Here is a 26,189-nt window from a genome sequence, read left to right as displayed (position 1 = left end):
CATTCGCACTACCGGGACGGCATCACGCACATGCATGGCAAAGGCATCATCCGGCAAGTACCGGCCACCATCCTGGCGGTCATGCTACTGCTGATGGGCGTCTACATTTCACCGGCCCACGCCCAGTTCAGCGACACCGCGCCAGGTGCGATGGCTGTCAGTGCGGCAAAGATCCCCGCGCCGGCAGCCAGCACGGTAAGTGTGTCGAAGTCCTGCGATTCATTCCTCTGGTTTGGCCAAGCCAAAATCAGCGTCAGCAGTTTCGCGGCCGTCGCCTACGCGAACTACCACGAGCTTAAGGTCATAGACCCCGACGGCGTCGTACGGTTCACGGGCGACCTCAGCAAGGCCTCAGGAAAGGCCTACAGCTCAGGGGTCCAAAGCACGAGCAACCTCTCAGGCACCTGGACGTACCAGATCCGTGGCTACTACAAGGTGCCCAACTCCACCAACGCGTGGGCGGACACACCCCTGACAGGGACGCTGAACTGCCCGTGAGCCAGATGTAGGGCTTCTGCCTGTGGGGCTTAGTTGGCGGACATCGCCGGTTTGCGCAGGAACAGGCCCACAACCAGTGCGGTGAGCAGGCAAAGGCCGGCGTTGACCCAAATGGCGGTTGTGACACCGCTGAGGACGGCGGGGGCCTCGTTGTTACCGATGCTGAGGATTTGAGCCGTGAAGATGGCACTCATAATGGGGATGCCCATGGTGATGCCGATCTGCTGGCTCATGGTTGCCAGTCCCGTGGCCAGGCCTTGTTCTTCATCAGGCAGCCCGGACGTTGCAGTGACCATGAAGCCGACGATGACAACAAGGTTTGCTACACCACCGATGAAGGTGGCGACCAGGAGCAGACCGATGGATGCGGGGTCTGCGCTGAGCAGGACGAGGATGCCTGTGGCAATGGCCTGGCCTATAAATCCGTAGACGATGGCTTTCTTGTTGCCGATCTTTCCGATCACCCTGGGTCCGAGGACGCCACCGAGTACCGTGCCGAGACCGAGGACCGCGAAGGCCAATCCTGCACCGAGCGGGGTGTAGCCGAGAACCTGCTGCAGGTACAGCGTCAGCAAGAACACCAGGGACGTTTCAGTGACGAAGGCCAGGATGCCGGCGATGTTGCCCCAGGCGACAGTGGAGCGCTTCAAGATCTCCAGCGGTACCAGCGGCGAGCTTGCCCGGCGTTCGACCGCCACAAAGGCAACAAAGAGCACAACGGCTGCCGCGAGGGAGCCCAAAGTCAATGGATTGGTCCAGGAGTGCTCGGCGGCGTTCGTCAAACCGAAGACAAGGGCCAGAAGGCCGAGGGTAACGGTGACAGCACCCGGAACGTCCAGCTTCAACTTCGTGGTGGGCTTGCTCTCGGCAAGGACGATGGGAGCGATAACCAGTACTCCGATGGCAACAGGCACGTTGATGAAGAACGCCCACCGCCAGCTCAGCAGGTCCGTCAGCAGTCCGCCGAGGATAGCGCCGGTCGTAAAGCCCGCGGCCATGAGTGATCCATTAAGGCCCAGTGCCTTATCGCGCAGCGGGCCTTCCGGGAAGGATGCCAGCAACAGGGACAGGGCAGCGGGAACGACAATGGCCGTCGCGACGCCTTGTCCCACGCGTGCAATGAGCAACAAGGCCGGGTCGGCAGCCAATCCGCCGGCCAGCGACGCCGCGCCAAGCAGGGCCATGCCGATGATGAACATTTTGCGGCGTCCGGCAATATCGGCGACACGTCCGAACAGCAATGTCAGGCCCGCAGCGCACAGGGCGAATGACGTCGCTATCCACTGAAGGTTCTCCAGGCTGAAGCCAACATCGGTGCCGATGGCCGGGAGGGCGACGTTAAGGATGGAGAAGTCAACAGCGAGGGTGAAACTCGCTGCGAGCAGGACAATAAGGGCCAGCCGCTGCCGGCCTGTCATCTGCCTTTTCGAGTCCGGTTGGGGTTCGTGGACGGTGGCAGATGGAAGGCTGGTGCCTTTGGTGACATCCGGTTGTGTCGTCATATCGGTGATCCTTTGCTGGAGCTGTAACCGCCCGTGGGCGGCTTCTTCACAGCTCCAACGGTCTACGCATGTGCCCGGATGAACCACACCCCCTCCTGCCTACCCCTGACAGGGACAGGACACTGCCGGTGGGGACCGGCAGAATGGTGGTCATGACTATGGTGAGTGAACTTGGGGAGTTCCTTCGAGTCCGAAGGGCGGCTCTGCAGCCGGAAGACGTTGGCCTGCTCAATTACGGCATCCGCCGCGTACCAGGCCTCCGACGGGAGGAACTGGCCATGCTCGCGGGAGTCAGCAATACCTACTACACCCGTCTGGAGCAGGGCCTCAGTAACAATGCTTCTGATGCCATCATTGATGCGATCGCCCGGGCCCTGAATCTCAACACTGACGAGCGAGCCCACCTGTTCAATCTTGCCCGGGCCCGCACCACCAAACGCCGCACTGTGACGAAGCCGGACAAGGCCAGGACCGGGACGCTCCGCCTGATTCAGTCAATGTCGAGCACCCCCGCCATTGTGCTGGGACGCCGCAGCGAGGTGCTTGCCTGGAACCGGCTCGGTCATCGATTGGTTGCAGGGCACTTGGACTACGACGCACCGAAGTCGGCTGCAACAAGGCCTAACATGACTCGTTTGTTGTTCCTTGACCAGCACACCCGCGAACTTTACCCACGCTGGCTGGAGGAAGCCACGCGTGCGGTGTCATCACTACGGCTCGTCGCCGGCCGGGCCACAGATGACCCTGAACTCGCTTCCTTGGTGGGTGAGCTCACCTTGAAGAGTGAGGAGTTCGCGAAATTCTGGGCTCGGCACCCCGTTGAGAACTGCATGTCCGGGTTGAAGCATATGCACCACCCCGAAGTAGGTGACCTGGAGCTGAATTTCGAGGTCCTCACACCGCCCGACGAGTCCGGGCACAGGATCCTCATGTACGCTGCGGACCCTGGGACGCCTGCCGCGGAAGCACTTCAACTGCTGGCCGCCGGCGATGCGGTAGGGCCGGAGGGCCCGGCCCGATTGCCCCTTGATCAACGATCGTCCACGCTGCCACAGCCCGATAGTCACTTCCGAATTCGCTAGGCTGGCCGTATGCCCTCGCCGTGGACTTTCCTGATCGCTCTGCACGCCATCGCAGCGGGCTACGCCCTGATCTTCGGCGCCGTCAACCTGCTCCGCCGCAACAAAGGCAGCGCAGCGCACAAAATCCTGGGGCGCATCTGGGCGGTGGCCATGTATGTCGTGGTCCTCACCTCGTTCGGGATCCGGACCATCGACGGCGGATTCAACTGGCTTCACGCCCTGTCCGTGCTGACGTTCTGCACCCTGACGATGGGCCTGGTGACCGTCCGCCGCGGCAACATCCGGGCGCATCAGCGGTTTATGACCGGAAGCTACTTCGGCCTCGTCGGCGCCTTCATTGGCGTGATCGCCGTGCCTGATCGACGGCTCCCCCAAATGGCCATCCACGACCTCACCGGCCTCACACTGTGGGTAGCGGCCCTGGCGCTTACTGCCGGGCTGACTGTCGCCGGCCTGATGCAGCTTCGTCAGAAGACTGCACCGGTGATCAGCGTCCGAAAGTAGCACCTTCCAGCCGCTTTCAGTGTTGCCGCGGACCTGGTGAGGCCAAATAATCCATCCATGTGAGACGCCTCTTGGAGTAGCGCTGTGCGCCGCCAGCGCTGAATTCGACGCCGTTCAGCGCCTGGGTCCGCCCGGACTCGTTGTTGCTGAAATCTGATTCCTGCAACAACAGTCGTGCGTCGCCCAAAACCCGACACAAAAACCCCTCCATCCCGGAAAAATCGCCGGAATGGAGGGGTTCGTGGAGCCCCCTGTCGGATTCGAACCGACGACCCCCGCTTTACAAGAGCGGTGCTCTGGCCAACTGAGCTAAGGAGGCACGCTCCGGTTACCCGAAGCACAGCGCGAAAGAGCGCTAGATAAGGTTAGCCCAGACCATCCCCGTCAACGAAATTCGCCGGGACCAAACCGGAAGCGAACGGTACAACAGCGGCCAGCCACCCAGGAACAAGGGTGACCGGCCGCCGTCGTGCATTCAGCGGGGGCTACTAGCCCTTGGCGTCAACGGCCGTCTGGATTTCAGCGTTCAGATCGGTGCTGCCGTCCCACTGCTTGCCGTCAATGAACACGGTGGGAGTGCCGGTGATGCCTACTGCTGCAGCTTCCTGCGTGGCAACCTTCACCCACGGACGGAACTGCTTGCTGTCAACGCAGGTGTCGATGTTGGCCGCACCAACCTCGGTGGCCATTTTCTTCAGGTCGTTGTCGGAGATGCCCGCTCCTCCTTCAGCCGGCTGGCGCTCGAAGAGCAAGTTGAAGAAGTCCGCGTACTTTTCCGGGGATGAGTTCACTACGCACGCAGCAGCGTTGGCCGCGCGGGAGGAGTAGTTGGTGGTGGACTGGCGGTCCAGGAACCCGAGGGGCCGGTACTCAAGGGAGATCTTGCCCTCATTGCGGAGATTGGTCAGCGACTCTCCGTAAGTGGTCTCGAACCGCTTGCAGACGGGGCAGATGAAGTCGATGTAGGCAATGACCTTGACGGGCTTGCCGGCTTCGGCTTCGCCGCCAGGCACCGTCACGGTGGCAGGCGGGGTAGCTGCAGGGCTGGGGACGTCGGCAACGTTGACGGTGGCCGGCTCCGACTTAACAACTTCACTGTTGGCGAGCAGCGTCACGCCGCCGTGGACGTTGCCGTTGGCCGGCGTCGGGCCCTGATCGGCGATAGGTGCGTTGTTCTGCGCTTGGCCGATGACCACGAACGCCACCAAGGCGATGATGACCACAACGGCAACCACAATGCCCCAGCCGACCAAAAGCTTGTTGCGCTTGTCCTTCTTCAGCTGCTCTTCTCGGATTGCGCGCGCCTTTTCCCGTGCCTGGGCGGTGCGTTCAGCCTTGGACAGGCGTTGTTCGTTTGCAGGGCTCATCAGTTCCTCGGGGTATTCGACGTCAAAGGGCATAGCTAGGGCAACGGGGTCAGTTTACGGGAGCAAACTTGAAGATCTGGCGCAGACCCCTTGCCCGGTTGTTGAACGATCAAGTGCCATGGAAGATTCCGCTAGTAGGCTGGGAGTTGAGTCACAGCAACCCCAGGGAGCATTAATGCAGGATTTGGCAAGCGAGAAACTCAAGACCGAAGAAGGCGTTCGGGCTTCTCCCGTCAAGAAGCCCACGGCAACCAAGTTCGACTTCATGGTGGTCTCCAACAGGCTGCCCGTTGACCGCATCAGCGATGACAACGGGCATGGCAGCGACGGTTGGCGGCGTTCGCCCGGCGGTCTCGTAACGGCGCTGGCGCCAATGATGACGAAGTCCGACGGCGCGTGGGTGGGTTGGCATGGCGCCCCGGACGAGACGGTGCGCCCGTTCAGCCATGAAGGCATGGACCTCATACCGGTCCAGTTGAGCAGCGACGATGTCGAGCTGTTCTACGAAGGCTTCTCCAACGCGACCATTTGGCCGCTTTATCACGACGTCATTGCGCCGCCGGAGTTCCACCGTACGTGGTGGGATTCCTACCGCAAGGTCAACCGGAAGTTTGCCGACGCCGTGACCCGCCATGCCGCCGACGGTGCCACAGTGTGGGTGCAGGACTACCAACTCCAGTTGGTTCCCCGCCTGCTGCGCGAAACCCGGCCGGACCTCAAAATTGGTTTCTTCAACCACATCCCGTTCCCGCCGCCGGAGATCTTCGCGCAACTGCCGTGGCGCCGTGAAATCATTGACGGCCTGCTTGGCGCGGACCTCCTGGGCTTCCAGCGGCCCAGCGACGCCGGCAACTTCATGCGTTCAGCCCGCCGCTTCCTCGGCGCCAGCGTCAAGCAGCAGCAGGTGCACGTCAAGGGTCCCGACGGCGAGGTCACGCACATTGCCAGGGCGCAGGCTTTCCCGATCTCCATCGACGTTGCCCAGATCCGCGAGCTCGCGTCCAAGCCTGAGATCATCCAGCGCGCACAGCAGATCCGCAAGGACCTCGGCAATCCGAAGACCATCCTCCTGGGCGTGGACCGCCTGGACTACACCAAGGGCATCAGGCACCGGCTCAAGGCTTTCGAGGAACTCCTGGCGGACGGCCACATCAAGGTGGAGGACGCCACCCTGATTCAAGTGGCCAGCCCCAGCCGGGAACGGGTTGAACAGTACAGGCTGCTCCGCGAGGAGATCGAAGGCACCGTGGGCCACATCAACGGCACCTACGACACCATCCAGAACACTGCGGTCCGCTACCTGCACCACAGCTACCCGGTGGAAGAAATGGTGGCGCTGTACCTCGCTGCGGACGTCATGCTGGTCACCGCGCTGCGCGACGGCATGAACTTGGTGGCCAAGGAGTACGTCACGGCCCGTTCCGAGGATGACGGCGCGTTGGTCCTGAGTGAATTCGCCGGCGCTGCCGACCAACTCAAACAGGCGCTCCTGATCAACCCGCACGACATCGACGGACTCAAGTCCACCGTTCTGCGGGCCATCAACATGCCCGCCAAGGAAGCGCGCCGCCGCATGAAGCTGATGCGCAAGCAAATTCTGGATCACGACGTCGATCACTGGTCGGCGGAGTTCCTGGCCGCCCTGGAAGAGAAGGTGGTGCGCGATGACAGCTGAGAGTCTTTCCCTGTCACCGGAGTTGCTTGAAGCAGTCCGGCGCATTTCCGGCACGGAGCATCTGTTGGTAGCCCTCGATTTCGATGGCACGCTCTCCCCCATCGTGGACCGGGCGGAGGATGCCCGCCCCCTGCCCCGCTCGGCTGCCGCATTGGCGAGCCTCGCCGAACTTCCGCGCACGACGACGGCACTCATCTCAGGCAGGGCCCTGGACAGCCTGCGGCTGGTCGCTTCACCTCCGGCAGACACGCTGCTGATCGGCAGCCATGGGGCTGAAGTGTGGCTCGGCGAAGGATCCCTTGGCCTGGAACTGGACGATGAGCAGCGCAGCAAACTGGCCTCGGTGCGTGAGGTCCTCGCGGAAATCGTGAACATCGCTCCGGGGACGTTGCTCGAAGACAAGCCCGCCGGCGTCGTCCTCCACACGAGGATGGCCGACGACGACGTCGCGGAAGACGCCGTCGAAGCCGCCATGCGGGTGCTCCGGGAGCATCCGGGCGTCTACCTCAAAACGGGCAAACGTGTGCTGGAGACGTCCGTGGTTCACGCCTCCAAGGGCGAGGCCGTTGAATTCCTGCGTCAGGCAACCGGGGCCACTGCCATCCTGTTCGCGGGTGACGACGTCACCGATGAGGACGCGTTGGGCCGGCTTCTGGGCGATGATGTGGGCATCAAGGTTGGCTTGGACTTCACTCAGGCCCAGTACAGGGTGGAGGCGCCGGTACACGTGGCGGAGTTGCTGGAAGCCCTCCTAAGGGAGCGCCGGAAGGTCACCGCCGAGGCTTAGCGCGTGACCAGGGCAACATGTGATGTTTGTAACAGTTAGGCAGTAAGTCTAAAAGTCTGACATACTCTTGGATGTGATGTGACGCACAGTACCGTGCGACGTCACATGATCCTCCCCGGCCATTGGCCGGGGAGTTCAACTGAAGAAAATGAACCATTCACAACGGATCGTCCGGCACGTACCTGCCGGTGAAGGGATTGATAACTGTGGCTACAGTTACTTTTGATAACGCTACGCGTCTGTACCCGGGCACAGATAAGCCCGCCGTCGATAAGCTCAACATCGACATCGCCGATGGCGAATTCCTGGTCCTCGTTGGACCCTCCGGTTGCGGTAAGTCCACCTCGCTGCGCATGCTCGCAGGCCTTGAGGACGTCAACGCCGGCCGCATCCTGATTGGCGACCGCGACGTCACCGACGTTCCGCCGAAGGACCGCGACATCGCAATGGTCTTCCAGAACTACGCCTTGTACCCGCACATGACCGTTGCCGACAACATGGGCTTCGCCCTGAAGATCGCCGGCGTCTCCAAGGAAGAGCGCGCCGAGCGTGTTCGCGAAGCCGCCAAGCTTCTCGACCTTGAGCAGTACCTGGACCGCAAGCCGAAGGCTCTCTCCGGTGGTCAGCGCCAGCGTGTTGCCATGGGTCGTGCAATCGTCCGTAACCCGCAGGTCTTCCTCATGGATGAGCCGCTGTCCAACCTTGACGCCAAGCTTCGCGTCCAGACCCGTACGCAGATCGCGTCCCTGACCCGCCGCCTCGGTGTCACCACCGTTTACGTGACGCACGACCAGGTTGAGGCCATGACCATGGGCGACCGCGTCGCAGTGCTGAAGGACGGCCTGCTCCAGCAGGTTGACACCCCGCGCAACCTGTACGACCGCCCGCAGAACGTCTTCGTTGCAGGCTTCATCGGCTCCCCTGCCATGAACCTGCTGGAACTGCCGGTAGTCGACGGCGGTGTCCAGTTCGGTGGAACGGTTTACCCCGTGCCGCGCAACATCCTCGAAGAGGCTCACGGCCAGACCGTCACCGTTGGTTCGCGTCCGGAAGACCTTGAGACCGTCGGCAACGGCGAAGGCCTCCAGGTTGAGGTTGACGTTGTCGAAGAACTCGGCGCCGACGCTTACGTCTACGGCCACACCATCCTCGATGGCAAGAGCCACGACATCGTTGCACGCGTCGACGGTCGTCGCCCCCCGATGAAGGGCGAGTCCATCTTCGTTCGTCCGCAGTCCGGCCACGTGCACCTGTTCGACACCAAGACCGGCCTCCGCCTGGGCGACTAGTCCCACCGGCAGTCACATAACTCCGCATGAAAGCGGCCCGACCCCTCCAGGTCGGGCCGCTCTCGCGTTAACCTAACTCCTGCGAAAGAATGGCATGAACACGACGGACACCTTGATCCCCCGCCCCTCCCACGTCGCACTCCTGGACAGCCCTGCCTTCACACTTGCCCCCACAGCACGGATCAGCGCCACAGCCCCAGCCACGCAGCTCGCAGAACAGTTGGCCTCGTTGCTGCGCGCCGGCACCGGTTTCGAACTGCCCATCGTTGAGGCCACCCGCCCCGGTGACATCTCCCTTGAGTTCTCGGAAGCGTTCGACGGCGGCCCGGAAGCGTACGCGCTCAATGTCACCGAGGCTGGCGTCAGGCTCACGGCCGCCACCAGTGTTGGACTCTTCAACGGGGTGCAGACGCTCCGTCAGCTGTTTCCTGCGTCCCTTGAGAAGGCGGACGCAAGCGACGCCGAATGGGTGATTCCCGCCGTCGACATCGCCGACGCGCCGCGGTTCCAGTACCGCGGTCTGATGCTGGACGTTGCCCGCAGCTTCTTCACGGTGGAGGAGGTCAAGGCACAGATCGACGTCATGGCCCAGTTCAAGCTGAACGCCCTCCACCTGCACCTCACGGACGATCAAGCGTGGCGCATCGAAATCCACGATCCCGGGGCTTCCGGTAATCCTTTGGGGTTGCCCTACCGCAAGCTGACCGAGGTGGGCGGCGAAGGCGCGGTTGAGGTCTCCACCGCCACGCCTCCCCGCGGCAACTCCGGCTTCTACACCCAGCAGGACTTCAGGGATATCCAGGCTTACGCGGCCACCAAAAACGTGCTGGTAGTGCCGGAAATCGACCTCCCCGGCCACGTCAACGCCGCCCTCGCCGCCATTCCACAGCTCAACCCTGACGGCCAAGCCAAGCCCATGAGCACCACAGCCGAGGTGGGCTGGTCCACTTTATCGGCAGATCTGCCCGCTACGTACGAGTTTGTCCGCGAGGTCCTTGGCCAACTCGCCGCCATCACGGCAGGCCCGTACCTCCATATCGGCGGCGACGAAGCGAAGGTCACCCATCATGACGACTACGTGGCCATGGTGCAGCAGTTCGTCCGGATCGGTGCCGAAACAGGCAAGACGGTGGTGGGCTGGAACGAATTCGCCGCCGTCGAACTCCCGGAAGGTGCCGTCATCCAGTATTGGCACGGTGATTTCGCCCCGGTGGTCCGGCAGGCTGAAGAAAGCGGCGCAAAGGTGATCATGTCTCCCGCCGCCACTACATACCTGGACCAAAAATATGCCTCTGACAGCCCCATCGGGCTCGAATGGGTGGAAGGCGGGCCCTTCACCTGGTCCGAGTACTACAACTGGGATCCCGCACAGGGCGGCCTCAAGGACCACCAGGTCCTCGGCGTCGAAGGACCCCTGTGGACAGAAACCGTACGGAACAACGAGCAAGCGCAGTGGCTCCTCTACCCCCGGGCTGTTTCCTTGGCGGAAGTCGCGTGGTCAGGCCAGGAAGTCCGCAACGCAGGTGACTTCCGACGTCGTCTGGGCGCCTTGGGCGAGCGGCTCGCCCACCAAGGCGTCGCCTTCCAGGCCGCACCCGACGTCGAGTGGTCAGCCACCTCGAAGTGGCCGTTCCCGGAAGCCGGAACGTCCTCCACCCCCGAGTACGGAACAATTGAGGCATGAGCGAGCAAAACGGAGCCCAGTGGCACGACGAACCTACCGACTACGGGCAGATCGGCAAGCTCCCCCGCACTGAAGCGGCGAGTGCGCAGGACACGGCACCGCCCGCGAGCGTCATCGGTTCCCTGAACATCACGGCGGCTTCGGCCGATCCTGAACTGCTGGATCTTCCGTGGCACATCGCTTTGGAGGATTGGCCGGCGGAGAACCTTGCGGCGCTCCCCCGCGGTATTTCGCGGCACATTGTGCGGTTCGCGCACTTGGGTGGTTCGGTCATCGCCATCAAGGAAACCTCCGAGCACGTGGCCCGCCACGAGTACCACATGCTGCGGAAGCTGGCCCGGCTGGATGTTCCGTGCGTGGAGCCGGTTGCTGTGATCACCGGACGCACCACCGCGGATGGCCGGCCGCTGAACCCTGTGCTGGTGACCCGGCACCTGAAGTTCTCCATGCCGTACCGTGCCTTGTTCTCGCAGATGCTGCGCAAGGACACCCTGACCCGGCTCATTGACGCGCAGGCACTGCTGCTGGTCCGCCTGCACCTTGTGGGCTTCTACTGGGGCGACGTTTCGCTGTCCAACACGTTGTTCCGCCGTGATGCCGGGGCCTTTGCCGCTTATTTGGTGGACGCCGAAACGGGCGAGCTCTATCCGGACCTCTCCATGGGCCAACGTGACTACGACCTCGAAATCGCCCGCGTGAACATCGCTGGTGAACTGATGGACCTGCTGGACGGCGGGCTGATCGAGGAAAAGGTGGATCCCGTGGCCACCAGTGAGCTGATCATGGACAGCTACCGCCGTCTCTGGACCGAGCTGACGGAGAAGGAGTCCTTCGAATTGGGCGAAAGGTGGCGCGTGGCTGCCCGTATCCGGCGCCTCAACGAGCTGGGCTTCGACGTGGAGGAATACGCCATCAAGACCACGGCGGACGGCTCCACCATCCAGCTCCAGCCCAAAGTGGTCGACGCCGGCCACCACCAGCGTCGCTTGCTGCGCCTGACCGGGTTGGACGCCCAAGAGAACCAGGCCCGCCGGCTCTTGAACGACATGGACCAATTCCGGGCGGACAACAACCCGGACCTGGACGAGGAAATCAGCGCCCACATTTGGGTCAGCCAGATCTTTGAGCCCATAGTCCGTTCCATTCCACGGCACCTGGCCGGAAAGCTGGAGCCCGCGGAAGTGGTGCACGAGGTCCTGGAGCATCGCTGGTACATGAGCCAGAAACAGGACAGGTACGTCCCGTTGGCAGAGACGGTTCAGTCCTACCTGGACACTGTGCTGCAACACCGTCGCGACGAGGCTGCCATCATGCTGAACCCGGATACGGAGCTGCTGAAGATCCTTGAGGTCGAGGTGGAGGAATCCGGCCGGTACGACGATGAAGACGAGGACGAATACCCGGACGCCGACGACTGACACACGGTGAGACGAACTCGACGTCGGCACTCAGGTGAGTGCCGACGTCGAGCCCTTTAACTACTACGGTTCCAGGGTTTCGGCGAGGCCAGCCAGGACTGGTTCCCGCCCCAGCTCGATGTGCGAGTATGCCAGCGAGTAGGCCAGGTCCGGCCGGCCTTTCAGAATCGCATTGCACAGTTCCGTGTGCTCGTCGCGTTGGAGTTCGTTGCTGCGGTTGTGGGCCAGCCCGAAGATCCAGCGCATCCGGCCAAAAAGGGGCTTCACGGATTCGATTAGGAGCCGGTTGCCGGACAGGCGGACGATTTCGGCGTGCAACTCGGCGCTGATGACGGCAACGTCGTCTGTCCGCTCCTCGTCGATGGCAGTCTTGGACGCTTCCATGAGTTCTTCGAGTCGTCCGCCATCGCTGCCTTCGGCAACACGGGTGGCAGCCATGCGCGCGGCGAAGGTTTCAAGGCACAGCCGGATATCGAAGAGCTCATTGACATCCGTGAGTGTCAGTTGGCGCACCACGGCACCACGGCGCGGGAACGTTGCGACAAAACCGTCCTGCTCCAAGCGCTGGATGGCTTCCCGGACCGGTATGCGGGACACGTTGTAGAGTTCGGAAAGTTCGCGTTCGCGTAAGCGCATGCCCTGCGCGTAGGTACCCGTGACAATGCCTTCCAACACCAGTTGGTAGACGTTTTCCGCGCGGGCCTCATCATCACGGCCGTTTCCGGTACCCGGCATCGCCTCAGCCACTGTCGAACTTCCTTTCATGCCGACGCCAGTCCTTTGAGTGACGCTAGCCCTACGGTACTTTGGTATACAAGAATTTCACAGCATCCGCTTTCACTGTCTTCGTCGAGTCGATGTTGAACAGGGGCGGCCACCAAGGGAGCAACCATTGAACACCCTGATCCGCGCCGTCCGCCCTTGGGGGCAATCACTGAGCGACGTAACCCTCGTTGCCGCCGAAGGAGGCGGCAAGATCACCGCCGTGAAGCCGCATGACCCTGCCACCGTTGTCCCGGGCGACACAACCGTGGTTGAAGGCCGCGGCCGGATTCTACTCCCGTCGTTCTCCGACGTCCACGTACACCTCGATTCCACCCGGATCGGCTTGCCTTTCCGTGAGCACACCGGCGGTCCGGGCGTGTGGACCATGATGATGAACGACCGTCAGAACTGGCGCAACGCCGAGGTCCCGCTGCAGGATCGGGTGAATGACACTCTGGGGCGGATGATCGCGAGGGGCACCACCCGCGTACGTTCCTATGCGCAGGTGGATGTGGACTGCAGGCTGGAGCGTTTCGACGCCGTTGCTGCCGCCAAGGAGAAGTTTGCCGGTCAGGCTTCGGTGGACATCATCGCTTTCCCGCAGGCTGGACTGTTGCTTGAAGCGGGCACTGTTGACCTTATGGAAGAGGCCTTGAAAGCCGGGGCCAACGTGATGGGTGGCATCGATCCCTGCACGCTGGACCGGGACCCGGCGAAGCACCTCGACATCGTCTTCGGCCTGGCGGAGAAGTACCAGGTTCCCATCGATATCCACCTCCACGAACCGGGCGAGCTGGGTGTGTTCAGCACGGAGCTGGTGCTTGAGCGCACGCGCGCGCTGGGTATGCAGGGCAAGGTGACCATGTCCCACGCCTACCAGCTGGGCAGCGTCAGCGAGGCCACCACCCGCAGGCTGATTGATGCGTTCGCGGAATTGGATGTTTCCCTCGCATCGGTTGCTTCGTCCGCTGCCGGCCAACTGCCCATCCCGCTCCTCACCGAGGCCGGGGTCCGATTGGGCTTGGGCGAGGACGGACAGCGTGATTACTGGTCCCCCTACGGCAACACCGACATGCTGGACCGCACCTGGCAACTCGCCTTCACTCACGGTTTCCGCAAGGACGAGCTGATCGAACATTGCCTGGCCATCGCCACCATCGGCGGCGCCAGCATCCTTGACCCCAACGCGACCCGGCTCAAGAACACTGCCCACCGTCCCGGCGTCGAGGTTGGCGACCCAGCGGAACTGCTGCTGGTGGACGGCGAAACGGTGGCCTCCACTGTGATGGATCGGGGCAAGGACCGCACGGTGATCCATGCCGGCCAGGTGGTGGCAGACCAGTTGGAACTGGTCCAGCGACGACCCTAGCGCTACTCGCTCCGCCCTGTGGGCGCATCATCCAACGGGGTCCACCAGGTGACCGGGGGTGTCACCGTGAAACGGCGGCCCGTCACGGTGGTGGGGGTGATACGGATGAACTGGTCCTTTTGCCCCGCCTCCCACGGAAACAGGAGAAGCCCGACGGTATCCAAGACGTCCTCGGTAAGCTTCACCGCGGCCGCCTGGCCCTTGACCACCACACTCCACGCCACGCCCGTTTCGACGTTGACGCCGTCAGCCTCTATGGCCACCGGGGCGTCGCTGAGGGCGGCATGGAGCTTGGTACCTTCACCCGTCCGGAACACCATGGTTCCGTGGTCCACTTTGTAGTTCACCGGGAAGATGTCCGGGTGGTCGTCCACCCAGACGGCAAGCCGTCCCACTGAGACTCCGCGGAGGAGCTCCCAGCACTGGTTGGTCTCAAGAATTTCCGTGGCGGGCGTGCCTGGTTGATTGGTCCCGGCTGGTGAAGTCGTCATACCGCAGAGGATACGCCGGGCCCCTGACATTCAACAGGCCACGGCTTACCGGACGAGGGCTGGGGTAGCGCCGGCTCCTCGGTCATGACGCGGGCGCGAAGGCCAATCTCGACAGACATCCTTCAGCGGCACCAGCCCAAGGCGCTGCTAGTGTTTCGATGTGACCACCCACGACAATGCTGGCCGCACAAGGGATGCCGCCGAAGACGAACTCCTGGATGCCATGCGAGCGAGTGACCTTGAAGCGTTGGACCGGCTCATTTCCGATGACCTGAAGTTCATCGACCCTGAGGGCACCGTCCTCACCAAGAAGGCAGATCTGGAAGCACACCGCACTGGGGCCACCAACTTTGCCCGAATCGAGGAAACCAACCGGCGCACCCTCGAATCCGACGGCAGCGGCACAACAGACACCACTGCCCGCGCTGTGCTCCACATCAACGGATCACAGATCGAGATCCAGCTGCTCTGGCACCGGGAATGGCGGATCATTGACGGGCGCTGGCAAGTGCTCGCCGGCTCCGTCGTAGTACTCGACTGAGAACTCCGGCCGGTGCCCACTTATCGGAAGAAGCGCCGGTTCGGCCAGGGTCGCAGCCGACGCCTAGCCCCTTAGGCAGAAATACGCCATCCCGAGTACACCCCGGTAGCCCTCTTCATATGCTGCGCGCTGTTCCTCATATCGCCGGCGGACCTGCTCTGCGGCGGGATGATCGGCATCATGTGATTCCAGCCAACGGGTGAACCTGCCGCGATACCCGGCTTCGAAGACATCCCACTCCTGAACGCTTGCCTGGTCATCGTCCACCACCTCGAAACCAGCGGCGCGGATCTGCTCGCGTAGCGCATCTTGGGTGAGGTACTCGTCATCGCGTCCGGCCAGAGGGGCGGTGGCAGCCGGATGAGGTGTGGCTGACCAGATCGCCTCGCCGTAGACGAGCCGGCCGCCGGGAAGCACCAGTGCCCGAAGGGCGCGCAGGGCCGCGGCGTAGTCGAGCGGCTGCGCGTCCTCTACCGGCGGCCCCCAGATTTGGCTCGCGCCGATGCAGATGACAGCGTCTGCAGGGCGATCCTGGACCTCGAGCCCGGGCATCGAATCAAACCTCGCCCTGCCGAGCAGCCCACGAGTCACAGCTTGTTGCCTGGCTCGGTCGATGAACGAGCCAGCACTGTCCACTCCGCGTCCCCGTGCCTGCGGGGCCGCCGTCAAAACCCGAAGTAGTAGTTCACCCCATCCGCACCCCATGTCCAGAACTTCAGCCGGCGCCGGCTCGGACAAGAACGATACAAGGTGCGCGGCGCGTTCCTCGGAAAGCGGGGTAAGCCAGGTCAGGGACTCGTAGAGGGGCGGCAATTCAAGCGAAGTACTGTCGGTCACTCCATGATGCTCTCACGATCCACAGAAACGGCTGCTTGTCCTTAAGCCCGTGGTGCTGCGGACTGCTTGGCGGCCGTGGACGAAGCAATTCGTCGCGTGGGTCAACTGCTGGGCGTGGGACCGGTGGGGAGCCGGGCGGTCCTGGATTTGCAGGCCAGAAGATTCACCCGAGGCCAGCGTCAGGCCAGCGCTATTCGTGCTGAAGAACTCAGGTCGATGTTGCCCTATGGGCGCTGAGGTGGCGCCGGAGGTGTCGCTTCTTGCGCTCCCCCTCGGGAAGGCCTACCCGAAACGACTACTCTTGAGGCCCGGTCACGGTTGTTTGGTGCAGGGCTTTCAGGAATAGGTACCCAAAGTAAATCCAATCATCTGCTGATGCTTTGTCGTCGGCAACGCGATTCAGGCAATCGGCGATCGGCATTTCCTCAAAGGCGGGCAATAGGTGAGGAACGGAGTGGTCCTCCCACGCCGCGATAACGCCGCGGCGGCTTCCCGACTTTTCCATACCAGCCCAGATGTCCCTCCCGGCCTCTGGCCCGTATACGTTCCCGAAGTCTCCTGCTCTGGGCCAAGACTCCCAGGCACTGTTCAACGCCGTCTCTAATGCGAGCCTCTCGCTGGGCAGTCGTTCTACGCCGTAGGCCAGGACACCTAGCGCCAAGCCTTCAGCTATCCGCCTTGTCTGTTGACGTTTTGCCACGGATCCCACACCCGCGACATGCCAAACCTCCCGCCCCGCCTGTACAGGCAGAGCCACAGTCGGCTCCACCTGCGGGTATACCGGCACCTTCCAACTGGCCGGCGGAGGGCAGAGCGGTCTTGTCCACTCCACATCGCGTTCCGGAGACTCGGCTGTCGAAGTCCCCTTCTCGGGCCACGTTCTACTGCCACCCAACTTGCGCTGGATGGCCCTGAGGATCCTTATCGTTTCGTCGTCTTGATAGCCGGTGACCACGGACCAGTCCAGCCCAACACCAACGGTGCTGCTAACGAAAACAATCTCGGTGGCCAGCAGGGCCCGGCGCCAGTCAGCTTTTGTCAGGGATTGCCCGTCCCGGATGAACCCGGCAATCCGCTCGCCTTCAGCAAACAAATCAGCAACGTCACGAAAGCCCATAGCCAAGGCCATGGCCTCCGTGGGGTCCGCCGGTCCAGCCCATTCCATGAGGCCTCGACGCAGGACCTCACGTTCATCCTCATCGAGGTCGAACTGAACCCGATCATGCGCATCCACAGCTCATCCTCCATCACCTCGGCATACAGCAGCCACACTAACCCCGCAATAAGTCCCGGCGCGTCAGGTGGCGGCCAAGAGCAGGGATGTCCGATAAAGGATCCTCAACCGGACGCCTTCTCCTAGCTCACCAACTTGTGGCCGGTAGCCCCATATGGTGGTGCCATGACCGATATGATCGCTTGGAACCTGGCCTTTCGTTGTGGCACTGGCCTTGGCAAAGCACCAGGACGAACTGTCGAAGCTGCCCTGCCAAGCCAGCCGCCCTCAGGGTGGACAGGAAGTCATGGGCCGGGTGTTCGTTGGGAACACTGGCCACGAAGCCTCAACACTGGTTTGCCCATGATGCATGTGCTGACTCTCTGGCTACCCGCAGACTTCCAAAGGCGCGGTGCCCAGTTTTCAGGGATTGCAATTTTTGCTGGTGAGGGCCAATTCGCAGTGGAAGACGAATTTCCCATGCCGAGCGCTGAATCAACCGATCCATTCCTGCGCGACCTTGCAGCAGCCGAGAACCATCCCGGCCTGCTTAGGCGCAGAGACCTGATCGATGGAGAATTTGCGATCCTTTGGCTCATGCATGATGAGTTGGCTGCCGGCCCTACGGCACCTCGTCCCGATCTTCGTGCCAAGGGTGAGCATGTCGACGAGTCGCAAGGTACTAATGCTTGGGACAACGTCGAACCAACCACCGACATTTGGTTGATACCGCGAGTCGATCCGAATGCTGGCAAGACACCTGTTGAACTCTGGGGAGATCAGGTCGGCCCCGATGGGTATGTCCATCCCTCAACAGATGCGGGCAGTCTCGCGGACTGGGCAGAACCTCTATTCGCCAGAAGCCACTTGGGCGGAACGGCCTTCCCTATCCAAGCGATGCCTGACGGGCTTACCCCTTGGTACCTCGAACTGGAAGAGATCTCGGGGCTCAACTTCGGCGGTGGCGGCAACGCTCAATTCGATCTGGAATCCGATACGTTCGATTGGGCCTGCGGATAGCGCAATCGGGATATCTAGCCGGAGGTTTCTAAGCGCCTTAGACGATCGCGAGCGCGGCTACGGGGTGGAGATCACCCGCGCGGGAGCGGCCGTGCTGCGGGCGATGGGTTCCTCCAGTGTGGTGGTGGCCGCAGAAGGCGTCAGCAAGGGCGCTCTGGCAACCTATCTCGCGGCGGGGTTCGTTGCTGCCACGCCTATTGTGGACATGTCACGCTCCGCAACCAGCCCAACCTCATCCACCCGCACCAACGGCCCCCGGATGGCAAAGAAGCCAGCGCCTGCCAGCACCACAGCCTCGGCCGCGAGCGCCCAGAACGTTGCTTCCCACCCGCCTGTCATGGAGTGTAGAAGCCCCGCTCCGAGTGGACCGAGCGACGCCGCAGCGAACCCAAATCCCTGGCTCATGGCGGACAATCGTCCCGCGGATTGCGGCCCGGCCGAGCGAATCACCACCAGGGCCATGGCCAGCCCGAATCCGGCGCTCTGGACGATTCCCAGCACCCCGACAGCAAGGAACTGAAGCTCCGCTGGTGCCACCAGGACACCGAGCAGTGCCACGGCCACCAGCACGCCAAGTCCCGGAGCCATCCAGCGCAGAATGGCCGGTCGGCTGGCAAGGACCGGGGCCAGCAGACTGGCCGGGAGCCCCGCGAGACTGAACCAGGCCAAGAGCGCTGCAGCGTCCGCGGACGCGAGCCCCCGGGACACCAGGTACACGGCCAGCCAGGATGTGATGGCAAAGTAAAGCATCGCCTGGAGCCCGAAGAATGCCGTCACCGCCCAGGCTGTGCGCTGCTTCCGCAGGGGCATAGCGGGTGCGGTGGGGACAACAGCGGACGACGCCGCATCCCACCGCGGCGTCGAAGCGTCCCCCGCCGCTGCGGTGGCTTTGCCCGCGGCAGCCAGTGCCGCCGTCGGGCGTCTTCCGGTGCGCTGGATGAGGACAGCTCCGAAGAGTGCTGGGACCGCCCACACAGCCAGCGCCCCTGCGAGGCTCCCCCCAAAGGACTGCTGGAGAGGTTGAACCAGGCCGGCCCCCAGCGCGGCCCCCAGCCCAAAGCCCATGGTGCAGAGCCCTGTCCACCAGCCTGTGCCCCGGTTGGCTTTGACGATCTGCGGAACCAGCACGCTGGCTGTCATGATCGCCATGCCTGCAACGAAGGTGCCCGGCAGCAAGAGCGCCGGGACTGTGGCCCGGAGGACCAGCGCGGCGGCCAAGGCGGTGAGCGCAATGGCCACCGCTGGACCGGTTCCGAATCGTCGAGCCAGCCAGGGGCCCATCGGCCCGGAGATTCCGAACGCCAGGACCGGCAAGGTTCCCAGGAGCGGCAGCAGTGCGGGGTCAAGGTCGAAGACGTCCGGAATCTGGTCCATCACACCGGCGATGGTGGTGATGGCGGGCCGGAGATTGATGGACACCATGACCAGCGCAAGCAGCACCAAGCCCGTCATCAACCTCGGACTTGCTCCAACCCGGGCCTGCCGCTTCTCGCGCACATCTTCTCCTCATAGCAACTTTGGTATACCAAGTAAGACTATGGGGAGAATGGTGGGAAGTAAATGCAGGTAATTTAGCTGATCAGATGTGACAGGCAGGCCGCATGGACCTTTTGGAATACCAGAAGACCTAAATTGCCTTTCCCGGATTCAGGATTCCCTGCGGATCGAACAGCTCCTTGATCCGCCGCTGCAACTCCCGCACGGGCTCCGGTTGTTCCAGGCCCAGCCAGCGCAGTTTGTATTGCCCCACGCCGTGCTCGCCGGTGATGGTGCCACCCATTTCGAGGCCTATCCGGATGGATTCATCCAACGCCGCGTTGAGCCGCTCCAAAGCAGCCGCATCCGTAACAGGGTCCACACGTTCCATCCAGAACGTCGGGTGCAGATTGCCGTCTCCTGCATGCGCCACCACCTTAAGCATCACGCTGAAGCGGGCTGCCATGGCCTCGAGCTCGGCCACGAAGTCCACCAACCGTGATCGCGGCACGGCAATGTCCTCGCCAACCCTGAATTCGTCATCCACTTCCGCGCCCCGGCTGTTGCGGCGTAGTTCCACCAGCATCTCGGCTTCCTCGCTGGCCTCGGTGGTCACCGTTGCGCCGCCTGCGGCCAGCACCTGCCGCACCACGTCCGCTTCCGCAGCCGCGCCGAAGCCATCGGTCTGGATCAGGAGCAGCGACTTGCCACGGGTCTGGAGGTCACCTCCATGCATTTCATCCAACTGCACCAGGGTTCCGTTATCCAGCAGTTCCATGATGGCCGGCTGGACCCGGGCCTTGCCCACGGCGAGCACTCCGGCGGCCGCGCTGCGGAAGTCCTGGTAAAACGCCGCAATGGTGTGGACCTCTCGCGGCAGGTACTTCAGGCGGACGGTCACGCCCACCACAATCCCCAGCGTCCCTTCGGAGCCCACCAGCAGCGCTGTGAGGTCGTAGCCGGCAACTCCCTTAAAAGTCTGGTGTCCTGTGTGCATCAACGAGCCATCAGCCATCACGACGTCCAGGGCCAGCACGGAATCCCGTGTCACCCCGTATTTAGCGCATCGCAGTCCCCCGGCATTGGTGGCCACGTTGCCACCGATGGTGGACATTTTGTAGCTTGCGGGGTCAGGCGCATACATGAGGCCGTGCTCTGCGGCGGCAGCGTTCAAATCGGCGTTGATGACGCCGGGTTCGACCACGGCTGTCTCGTCGTCCGGGTTGAGCTCCAGGATACGGTTCATCCGTTCAAGGCCCAGGACGATGCAGCCTTCCGTGGCATGGGCTCCGCCGGACACACCGGTGCCTGCTCCCCTGGCCACGATAGGAATCCGGTGCGCGGCGCACCTCCGGACTATGTGCTGAACGTCCTCCACCGATTCCGCCCAGACGACGGCGAGCGGCAGGTGACGCTCCAGCAGTGGTCCTTGATCGACGGAGTACACGGTGAGGGTTTCTTCATCCTCTGCCACCTGCCCGGCACGTAGTCCGGATGCGAGCTCCTTCAGGAACAACTGCCGCCCAGTTGTGGGGTGGGAGGCTTCCCGATGGCCCGTCGTCCTGCCAGTGATGCTTTCCGCTGATGTTCCGGCCATAGCCGTTTCGTCCGACACAGTGGTCCCTCCACGTACGCACCGCGGACACGCCAAACCGGCAGTCTTCGCAGTGTTTTGGTGCTCACAGTCTAGCCAGCACAGAACGGCAGAGCACGGCCACACCCACCTGCTACCCGGCGGGGATCACCATTCCGGGCAGCTCCCAGATCCCGGCAGAGATGCCGTCGGCGCGTAGATAGACACCCTCGACGCCGGCTGGCTGGGCAGGTGCCGACGTCACTGTTCCGGAGCGGTGCAGCGGCGAGGCAAGGAACGCTTCGAGCTGCGCGTCGCTGAGAACCGAGTTGTCGAGGACAATGTCGGCGGCGAACACCACGGGCACCCCCGGCAGGCAGAAGGTGAGCGCGGCGCCCACGTCCGGGCCGGGTCGATCATGACCGTTGCCGCCCGTGCCGTGTCGTGCGTGTTCAGTGCGTTCATGTTGTTTTGTCGCACACTCCAGCTAAATCCCGCGGCGAGGTCCTGGTGCGTCGCGAGGAAGTCCTCGGCGTCGATCCTGTGCGGCCCTGGTTGGGGCGAGCCACAGAAGTTGACGTTGGGGGCGTCCTTGGCGAGCCACGACCACAGCGGGCGGGTGAGGTTGGGGTAGGTCATGGCGCCTTGCCAGTGCTCGCCAGTGAAATCGGGGGCGGCGTCGGACGTGGATTCCGCCAGCAGTGCCGCGTTCGGGTTAATCTCACGAACCCGGTCCGCGATAAGCCGGGCAACCTCATGGTTGAGATCTACAGATCCCAGGCGTCCTGTCATACTGCCGACGTCGATCCTCCAGCCATCGAGGTTGAACGGCAGCTCAGCCAGCGGGCCACTACCAAATCAACTGCAAGCGCTTCCACTCAGTACAGGGCGGCATGCGAATTTGAAAAGCCCAGCCCTCACGCGCATTGCAAAGACAGTAGCCTTAGGACTGGAAACGTTTACACTTTGGGGTATTCTCTTCTACGATGTGTTCATGTCCGTTGATTCATTGCTCTCGGTTGCGACCCACGAGCCCACTGCAGCTTTTACGCAGCTGACCCCGATCCACGATGCCTCCACGGCCCACGGTTGGTGGCGTTCCGCTGTGATCTACCAGATCTATCCGCGCTCGTTCCGGGACCTCAACGGCGACGGCGTCGGAGACTTGGCGGGCATCACCGCAGAACTCCCGCAATTGGCGGCGTTGGGCGTCGACGCCGTGTGGTTGTCGCCGTTCTACCGCTCACCCCAGCGGGACGCGGGTTATGACGTCAGCGACTACTGCGACGTCGATCCCCTGTTTGGCACCTTGGCCGACTTCGACGCCCTTATCGCCGAAGCCAACAGGCTCAACCTGCGCGTCATCGCGGACCTCGTCCCCAATCACTGCTCCGACCAGCACGTCGCCTTCCAAGCAGCACTTGCCGCGGGTGCAGGCAGCGTGGAGCGGGAGATGTTCATCTTCCGCGACGGCCAGGGGCACGACGGCAGCGAGCCGCCCAACAACTGGCAGTCGCACTTCGGCGGTCCGGCATGGACGCGTATCACCGAGCCGAACGGTCAGCCCGGTCAATGGTTCCTGCACCTCTTCGACTCCTCGCAGCCGGACTTCAACTGGGACAACCCAGCCGTCCACGCTGAATTCGAACGCGTGCTCCGGTTCTGGCTGGACCGCGGCATCTCCGGCTTCCGGGTGGACGTAGCCCACGCGCTGGTCAAGGCAGCCGGCCTGCCCAACTGGGGCGGCCGCGCCGACGGCAACAGCTCCGATGGTTTCCCGGGCCAGGACGCTCCGATGTTCGGCCAGCCTGCCCTCCACGACATTTACCGCCGGTGGCGTTCCATCCTGGAAGAGTACGGCCCGGACCGAATCCTCTGTGCGGAAGCCAATGTGGATCCGCTCCCCCGACTGGCGCAGTGGGTCCGCCCTGATGAAATGCACCAGGCCTTCAACTTCCCTTACCTGCACGCCGGCCTGGACGTACATCGCCTGCGCCACATCATCACCGACTCGTTGGTGTCCCTCGACGCCGTCGGTGCCCCCAGCACGTGGGTACTGTCCAACCATGATGTTGTCCGGCACGTCTCACGCTTCGGGTACGACGGACCTGGTCCCCGCGACGGAGACGGCATCGGCCCCGATGACGCGCAGCCCAACGAAGAACTCGGACGACGCCGGGCTGCCGCGGCTACCATGTTCATGCTCGGCCTCCCAGGCGGCGCATACCTCTACCAGGGCGAAGAACTGGGCCTGCCCGATTCTTCCAGCATTCCCGGCAACATGCGCCAGGATCCCACTTTCGCCCGCACCGGCGGAGCCCGTATCGGCCGCGACGGTTGCCGCGTGCCGCTCCCTTGGCGTTCGGCCGAACCCCACTCCGGGTTTGGCAGCGGCATGGACCCTTGGTTGCCGCAGCCCGAGTCCTGGCCCACGCTGGCGAGGGACCTGCAGGAGTCCGATCCGGCGTCGCACCTTAACCTGTACCGCGCCATGCTCACCGAACGCGCCACGCTCCGGCTCGGGCAAGGTTCCCTGGCCTGGGTTGAGGACTACTGCACTTGGTCCTCGCTGGCGTACCTAAATGGCAACACCTTGGTGATCATGAACGTAGGCCCCGATCCCCTGCCACTTCCGGCTGGTAGCACCATCCTGCGCAGCGCCCCTGCATCAGGCGCCGATCAACTAGGCTCAGGGGAGACAATCTGGCTGACAGTCAGCTGATTTTTCACCTAGGAGCGGCATGACGGGCATCAAGGACGTGGCCGAGCGAGCAGGGCTGTCCGTTGCCACCGTGTCACGGGCGCTCAGCGGCAAGGGCAATGTATCGCCGACCAGCCGGGAGCGTGCCCGCGCCGCCGCATCAGAGCTGGGCTTCGTGCTGTCCTACCACGCCTCCAGCCTGGCCTCCGGGCGCACGCACAACGTTGGCTTGGTGGTGCCCTCGGTCCACCGCTGGTTCTTCTCAGCGGTGATCGAGGGCGCATCGGCCGCGCTGCTTGAAGCGGGGTACGACCTCACCCTGTACAACATCGGGGAGAATCCCGAGCACCGGCACAGCGTCTTCAACGACTTCCTGTTGCGCAAGCGGGTGGACGCGGTCATCGCGGTATCGCTGGAACTGAGCGAGGACGAGCTACAGCAGCTCCACGCCATGCACCGGCCGATCGTCGGAATTGGCGGGCCCTTACCCGGAGCATCAACCATCAGGATCGACGACTCCTCGATCGCGCGAAAGGCCACCAACCACCTGCTCGGTCTGGGGCACACCAAGATCGCGCACATCACCGGCAACGAAGCCTACGACCAGGACTTCCATCTTCCAGGAACGCGTCGGAGCGGATTCGAAGAAGCAATGAACGACGCCGGCTGTCCCGTCAGGCCCGAATGGATCGTTTCCGCTGACTTCACCATTGAAGGCGCTTACGCTGCGGCACGGCAGCTGCTGGCCAGTGCCCCGGACAGGCCAACCGCCGTCTTCGCTGCCTCCGACGAAATGGCCATCGGCACCATCCTCGCGGCGCGGGACTTCGGGCTCCGCATCCCGGATGACCTCTCGGTCATGGGGATCGACGGACATGATCTCGGCAATGTCCTGGGCTTGACCACCATCGACCAGGACGCCAAAGGCCAAGGAGCGCTGGCCGTCCGCACCTTGTTGGGTGCCATCACCAAGGGCCTCGTCCTGGAACCTGCCGATACCGAACACCCCACTAAGCTGGTGGTGCGCTCCAGTACCGCGGTTCCCAAAGCAGGTACCTTCTAGCAGCTTCTTGCTGTGCTCCTCGAGTCGACTGCTACGACAGCTGGCGCTCCATGGTGAGCTCAAGCTTGGAAGTGTCCTGCGGATAAGGCCTGCTGGCACCCGTGGTCTCGAAACCGTGACGCCGGTAGAAGGCCAGCGCCCTTGAATTGTCCTCATGCACCCCGAGCTGGATGCTCCCGGCGGCGAGTTCTTCCGAGGCGGCTTTGCACGCCTCGTTGAGGAGTTCGTCGGCCAATCCCAGCCCCCGGTGCCCGGGTGCCACGTAGACGCTGAGCAGCATGGCCTGCAGCGGCTTCTCCGTGCTTTGGCGGTCCTTGACCACCACACGCATCAATCCGCAGAAGGTGCTGCCGTCCTGGCCTGCATCGGCAACCAATGTAAGGCTGCAGTTCCCGGACATTGCAGCCGCACGTTCCTGCCACTGCGTATCGGTCTGCCGCCGCGCTGACTCCAGGCTCTCCACGTAAGCCATAGGTGTGTCTTTGAGCATCTCCAGCCGCACCTCACGCAGCAAACGCCAATCACTGGGTTGGAGCCGGCGGACCCTAGGCACTGGCTCCACCCATGAACCGTACGTAGCATGCCAGCACGCGGGGCCAGCCCTCGGCGTAAGATTCCCTGGACGCTACCGGATCCTCGGCACCTTCCCACCCGTCGTGGATCAGGCGTACCTCCGTGCCCTCATCCACGGCACCAAAAACAACCCGGATCTCCGTGGACCACAACGGCGTTCCAGCCGGGTACCAGCTTGCGTGGAAGGACAGCGGGGGCTGCCAGTCATCAATAGTGCCCCACACCGACGTCCGGCCGTCCTCGGCCGTTTCAAGAATCAGGTTCTCTTCAAACTCAACATGGGACCCCGCACCAAACACGCTTTCCTGCTCCAGCGGCCACCACAGGTGCGGATGATCAGTGAACCCCTGGAAAGCATGCGAAACGTTGGTGGGCACCACAACAGTGAAGATGAGCGGCTGAAGTGCGTCGCCTGCCTGCTGGGACGGTTCGGGTTCAGAGGCTGGGTGGCTGAAGAGGTTTTCCATGACCACCAACTCTACCGCCGGCGCAGGAATTTGAAGGGGTTGGGTGGTTAAAGGGGAAGAGCCCCGACCTGTGGTCGGGGCTCTTGCCTTAATGGTTGTCCGGCGGTGTCCTACTCTCCCACACCCTCCCGGGTGCAGTACCATCGGCGCTGTGGGTCTTAGCTTCCGGGTTCGGAATGGGACCGGGCGTTTCCCCCACGCTATGACCGCCGTAACTCTGTTACCCGTCCCGGCCCCTTTTTGGTGGGGGTGGGTGGGAAGACTTGTGGTTACAACTGTGGTGTTGTTATTTAG

Annotated in this window: 24 protein-coding genes, 1 tRNA gene and 1 rRNA gene; 13 read left to right on the top strand and 13 right to left on the bottom strand. The window is 63.0% G+C overall.

What is annotated here, in order from left to right:
• Window positions 1–30 precede the first annotated feature (30 nt).
• Window positions 31–498, top strand: coding sequence for a hypothetical protein (locus ABQM86_RS05270; RefSeq protein ID WP_369746085.1), 468 nt, complete (start codon window positions 31–33; stop codon window positions 496–498).
• Between the two features lie 29 nt (window positions 499–527).
• On the opposite strand, the gene ABQM86_RS05265 is transcribed toward ABQM86_RS05270, so the two are convergent.
• Window positions 528–1,916: an MFS transporter gene (locus ABQM86_RS05265; RefSeq protein WP_369746633.1), complete on the bottom strand. Its 1,389-nt coding sequence runs from the start codon at window positions 1,914–1,916 to the stop codon at window positions 528–530.
• A gap of 236 nt (window positions 1,917–2,152) precedes the next feature.
• Between ABQM86_RS05265 and ABQM86_RS05260 the strand changes: the two genes are divergently transcribed.
• Together ABQM86_RS05260 and ABQM86_RS05255 are read left to right on the top strand one after the other, a co-directional pair.
• The gene (locus tag ABQM86_RS05260; RefSeq protein WP_369746084.1) at window positions 2,153–3,082 is read left to right on the top strand and encodes a helix-turn-helix domain-containing protein; all 930 of its coding nucleotides are present in this window, start codon (window positions 2,153–2,155) and stop codon (window positions 3,080–3,082) included.
• A gap of 9 nt (window positions 3,083–3,091) precedes the next feature.
• A complete protein-coding gene (locus ABQM86_RS05255; protein ID WP_207596425.1) occupies window positions 3,092–3,586 on the top strand; it encodes a DUF2306 domain-containing protein in 495 nt (164 codons plus the stop codon).
• Between the two features lie 242 nt (window positions 3,587–3,828).
• Here the strand turns inward: ABQM86_RS05255 and ABQM86_RS05250 are convergent.
• Window positions 3,829–3,905: transfer RNA gene (locus tag ABQM86_RS05250), tRNA-Thr, on the bottom strand.
• Between the two features lie 169 nt (window positions 3,906–4,074).
• A complete protein-coding gene (locus ABQM86_RS05245) occupies window positions 4,075–4,953 on the bottom strand; it encodes a thioredoxin domain-containing protein (RefSeq protein ID WP_207596422.1) in 879 nt (292 codons plus the stop codon).
• A 175-nt stretch (window positions 4,954–5,128) separates the two neighbouring features.
• Here ABQM86_RS05245 and ABQM86_RS05240 point away from each other — a divergent pair, with 175 nt between their 5' ends.
• From ABQM86_RS05240 to ABQM86_RS05220, 5 genes are all read left to right on the top strand, one after another.
• The gene (locus ABQM86_RS05240) at window positions 5,129–6,628 is read left to right on the top strand and encodes a trehalose-6-phosphate synthase (RefSeq protein WP_280626965.1); all 1,500 of its coding nucleotides are present in this window, start codon (window positions 5,129–5,131) and stop codon (window positions 6,626–6,628) included.
• Window positions 6,618–7,415, top strand: coding sequence for a trehalose-phosphatase (otsB, locus tag ABQM86_RS05235; RefSeq protein ID WP_207596418.1), 798 nt, complete (start codon window positions 6,618–6,620; stop codon window positions 7,413–7,415). Before ABQM86_RS05240 ends, otsB begins: the two co-directional genes overlap by 11 nt.
• A gap of 206 nt (window positions 7,416–7,621) precedes the next feature.
• Window positions 7,622–8,704, top strand: coding sequence for an ABC transporter ATP-binding protein (locus ABQM86_RS05230; RefSeq protein WP_207596410.1), 1,083 nt, complete (start codon window positions 7,622–7,624; stop codon window positions 8,702–8,704).
• Window positions 8,705–8,798: 94 nt separating this feature from the next.
• The gene (locus ABQM86_RS05225) at window positions 8,799–10,388 is read left to right on the top strand and encodes a beta-N-acetylhexosaminidase (protein WP_369746083.1); all 1,590 of its coding nucleotides are present in this window, start codon (window positions 8,799–8,801) and stop codon (window positions 10,386–10,388) included.
• Complete coding sequence (locus ABQM86_RS05220) at window positions 10,385–11,806, top strand: DUF4032 domain-containing protein (RefSeq protein WP_369746082.1); 1,422 nt, start codon at window positions 10,385–10,387, stop codon at window positions 11,804–11,806. The genes ABQM86_RS05225 and ABQM86_RS05220 overlap by 4 nt, the downstream gene beginning before the upstream one ends.
• A 63-nt stretch (window positions 11,807–11,869) precedes the next feature.
• On the opposite strand, the gene ABQM86_RS05215 is transcribed toward ABQM86_RS05220, so the two are convergent.
• Complete coding sequence (locus ABQM86_RS05215) at window positions 11,870–12,571, bottom strand: GntR family transcriptional regulator (protein WP_280626961.1); 702 nt, start codon at window positions 12,569–12,571, stop codon at window positions 11,870–11,872.
• A gap of 127 nt (window positions 12,572–12,698) precedes the next feature.
• Between ABQM86_RS05215 and ABQM86_RS05210 the strand changes: the two genes are divergently transcribed.
• Window positions 12,699–13,940: an amidohydrolase family protein gene (locus ABQM86_RS05210; RefSeq protein WP_369746081.1), complete on the top strand. Its 1,242-nt coding sequence runs from the start codon at window positions 12,699–12,701 to the stop codon at window positions 13,938–13,940.
• Window positions 13,941–13,942: 2 nt separating this feature from the next.
• Here the strand turns inward: ABQM86_RS05210 and ABQM86_RS05205 are convergent, their stop codons facing one another.
• Window positions 13,943–14,431, bottom strand: a complete 489-nt coding sequence (locus tag ABQM86_RS05205) for a pyridoxamine 5'-phosphate oxidase family protein (protein ID WP_207596403.1) — start codon at window positions 14,429–14,431, stop codon at window positions 13,943–13,945.
• A gap of 160 nt (window positions 14,432–14,591) precedes the next feature.
• Between ABQM86_RS05205 and ABQM86_RS05200 the strand changes: the two genes are divergently transcribed.
• Window positions 14,592–14,972: a nuclear transport factor 2 family protein gene (locus tag ABQM86_RS05200; protein ID WP_369746079.1), complete on the top strand. Its 381-nt coding sequence runs from the start codon at window positions 14,592–14,594 to the stop codon at window positions 14,970–14,972.
• Between the two features lie 63 nt (window positions 14,973–15,035).
• On the opposite strand, the gene ABQM86_RS05195 is transcribed toward ABQM86_RS05200, so the two are convergent.
• Both ABQM86_RS05195 and ABQM86_RS05190 read right to left on the bottom strand, forming a co-directional pair.
• A complete protein-coding gene (locus ABQM86_RS05195) occupies window positions 15,036–15,809 on the bottom strand; it encodes a cyclopropane-fatty-acyl-phospholipid synthase family protein (protein ID WP_369746078.1) in 774 nt (257 codons plus the stop codon).
• Window positions 15,810–16,104: 295 nt separating this feature from the next.
• Window positions 16,105–16,938 (bottom strand): hypothetical protein, encoded by an 834-nt coding sequence (locus ABQM86_RS05190; protein WP_369746077.1) that lies wholly within the window; start codon window positions 16,936–16,938, stop codon window positions 16,105–16,107.
• 270 nt (window positions 16,939–17,208) lie between these two features.
• On the opposite strand from ABQM86_RS05190, the gene ABQM86_RS05185 reads away from it, so the two are divergent.
• On the top strand, window positions 17,209–18,042 hold the full coding sequence (locus ABQM86_RS05185) for a hypothetical protein (protein WP_369746076.1): 834 nt from the start codon (window positions 17,209–17,211) through the stop codon (window positions 18,040–18,042).
• A 162-nt stretch (window positions 18,043–18,204) separates the two neighbouring features.
• Here ABQM86_RS05185 and ABQM86_RS05180 read toward each other — a convergent pair whose 3' ends face one another.
• From ABQM86_RS05180 to ABQM86_RS05170, 3 genes are all read right to left on the bottom strand, one after another.
• Window positions 18,205–19,539 (bottom strand): MFS transporter, encoded by a 1,335-nt coding sequence (locus tag ABQM86_RS05180; protein WP_369746075.1) that lies wholly within the window; start codon window positions 19,537–19,539, stop codon window positions 18,205–18,207.
• Window positions 19,540–19,669: 130 nt separating this feature from the next.
• Complete coding sequence (locus tag ABQM86_RS05175) at window positions 19,670–21,115, bottom strand: FAD-binding oxidoreductase (protein ID WP_369746632.1); 1,446 nt, start codon at window positions 21,113–21,115, stop codon at window positions 19,670–19,672.
• Between the two features lie 130 nt (window positions 21,116–21,245).
• Complete coding sequence (locus ABQM86_RS05170) at window positions 21,246–21,491, bottom strand: hypothetical protein (RefSeq protein WP_369746074.1); 246 nt, start codon at window positions 21,489–21,491, stop codon at window positions 21,246–21,248.
• 594 nt (window positions 21,492–22,085) lie between these two features.
• On the opposite strand from ABQM86_RS05170, the gene ABQM86_RS05165 reads away from it, so the two are divergent.
• Together ABQM86_RS05165 and ABQM86_RS05160 are read left to right on the top strand one after the other, a co-directional pair.
• The gene (locus ABQM86_RS05165) at window positions 22,086–23,813 is read left to right on the top strand and encodes a glycoside hydrolase family 13 protein (RefSeq protein ID WP_369746073.1); all 1,728 of its coding nucleotides are present in this window, start codon (window positions 22,086–22,088) and stop codon (window positions 23,811–23,813) included.
• 19 nt (window positions 23,814–23,832) lie between these two features.
• Window positions 23,833–24,855 (top strand): LacI family DNA-binding transcriptional regulator, encoded by a 1,023-nt coding sequence (locus ABQM86_RS05160; protein WP_280626943.1) that lies wholly within the window; start codon window positions 23,833–23,835, stop codon window positions 24,853–24,855.
• 31 nt (window positions 24,856–24,886) lie between these two features.
• Here the strand turns inward: ABQM86_RS05160 and ABQM86_RS05155 are convergent, their stop codons facing one another.
• The 3 genes from ABQM86_RS05155 to rrf form a co-directional block, all read right to left on the bottom strand.
• The gene (locus ABQM86_RS05155) at window positions 24,887–25,417 is read right to left on the bottom strand and encodes an N-acetyltransferase (RefSeq protein WP_280626937.1); all 531 of its coding nucleotides are present in this window, start codon (window positions 25,415–25,417) and stop codon (window positions 24,887–24,889) included.
• Window positions 25,401–25,895, bottom strand: a complete 495-nt coding sequence (locus ABQM86_RS05150; protein WP_369746072.1) for a hypothetical protein — start codon at window positions 25,893–25,895, stop codon at window positions 25,401–25,403. The genes ABQM86_RS05155 and ABQM86_RS05150 overlap by 17 nt, the downstream gene beginning before the upstream one ends.
• Before the next feature lie 97 nt (window positions 25,896–25,992).
• Window positions 25,993–26,109 (bottom strand): 5S ribosomal RNA (rrf, locus tag ABQM86_RS05145).
• Between the last annotated feature and the right edge of the window lie 80 nt (window positions 26,110–26,189).

The sequence above is a fragment of the Paenarthrobacter sp. AMU7 genome (assembly GCF_041200195.1).
GTDB lineage: Bacteria > Actinomycetota > Actinomycetes > Actinomycetales > Micrococcaceae > Arthrobacter.
Note: the sequence above shows the minus strand (reverse complement) of the source record. Positions and strands in the feature narration are given on the sequence as shown.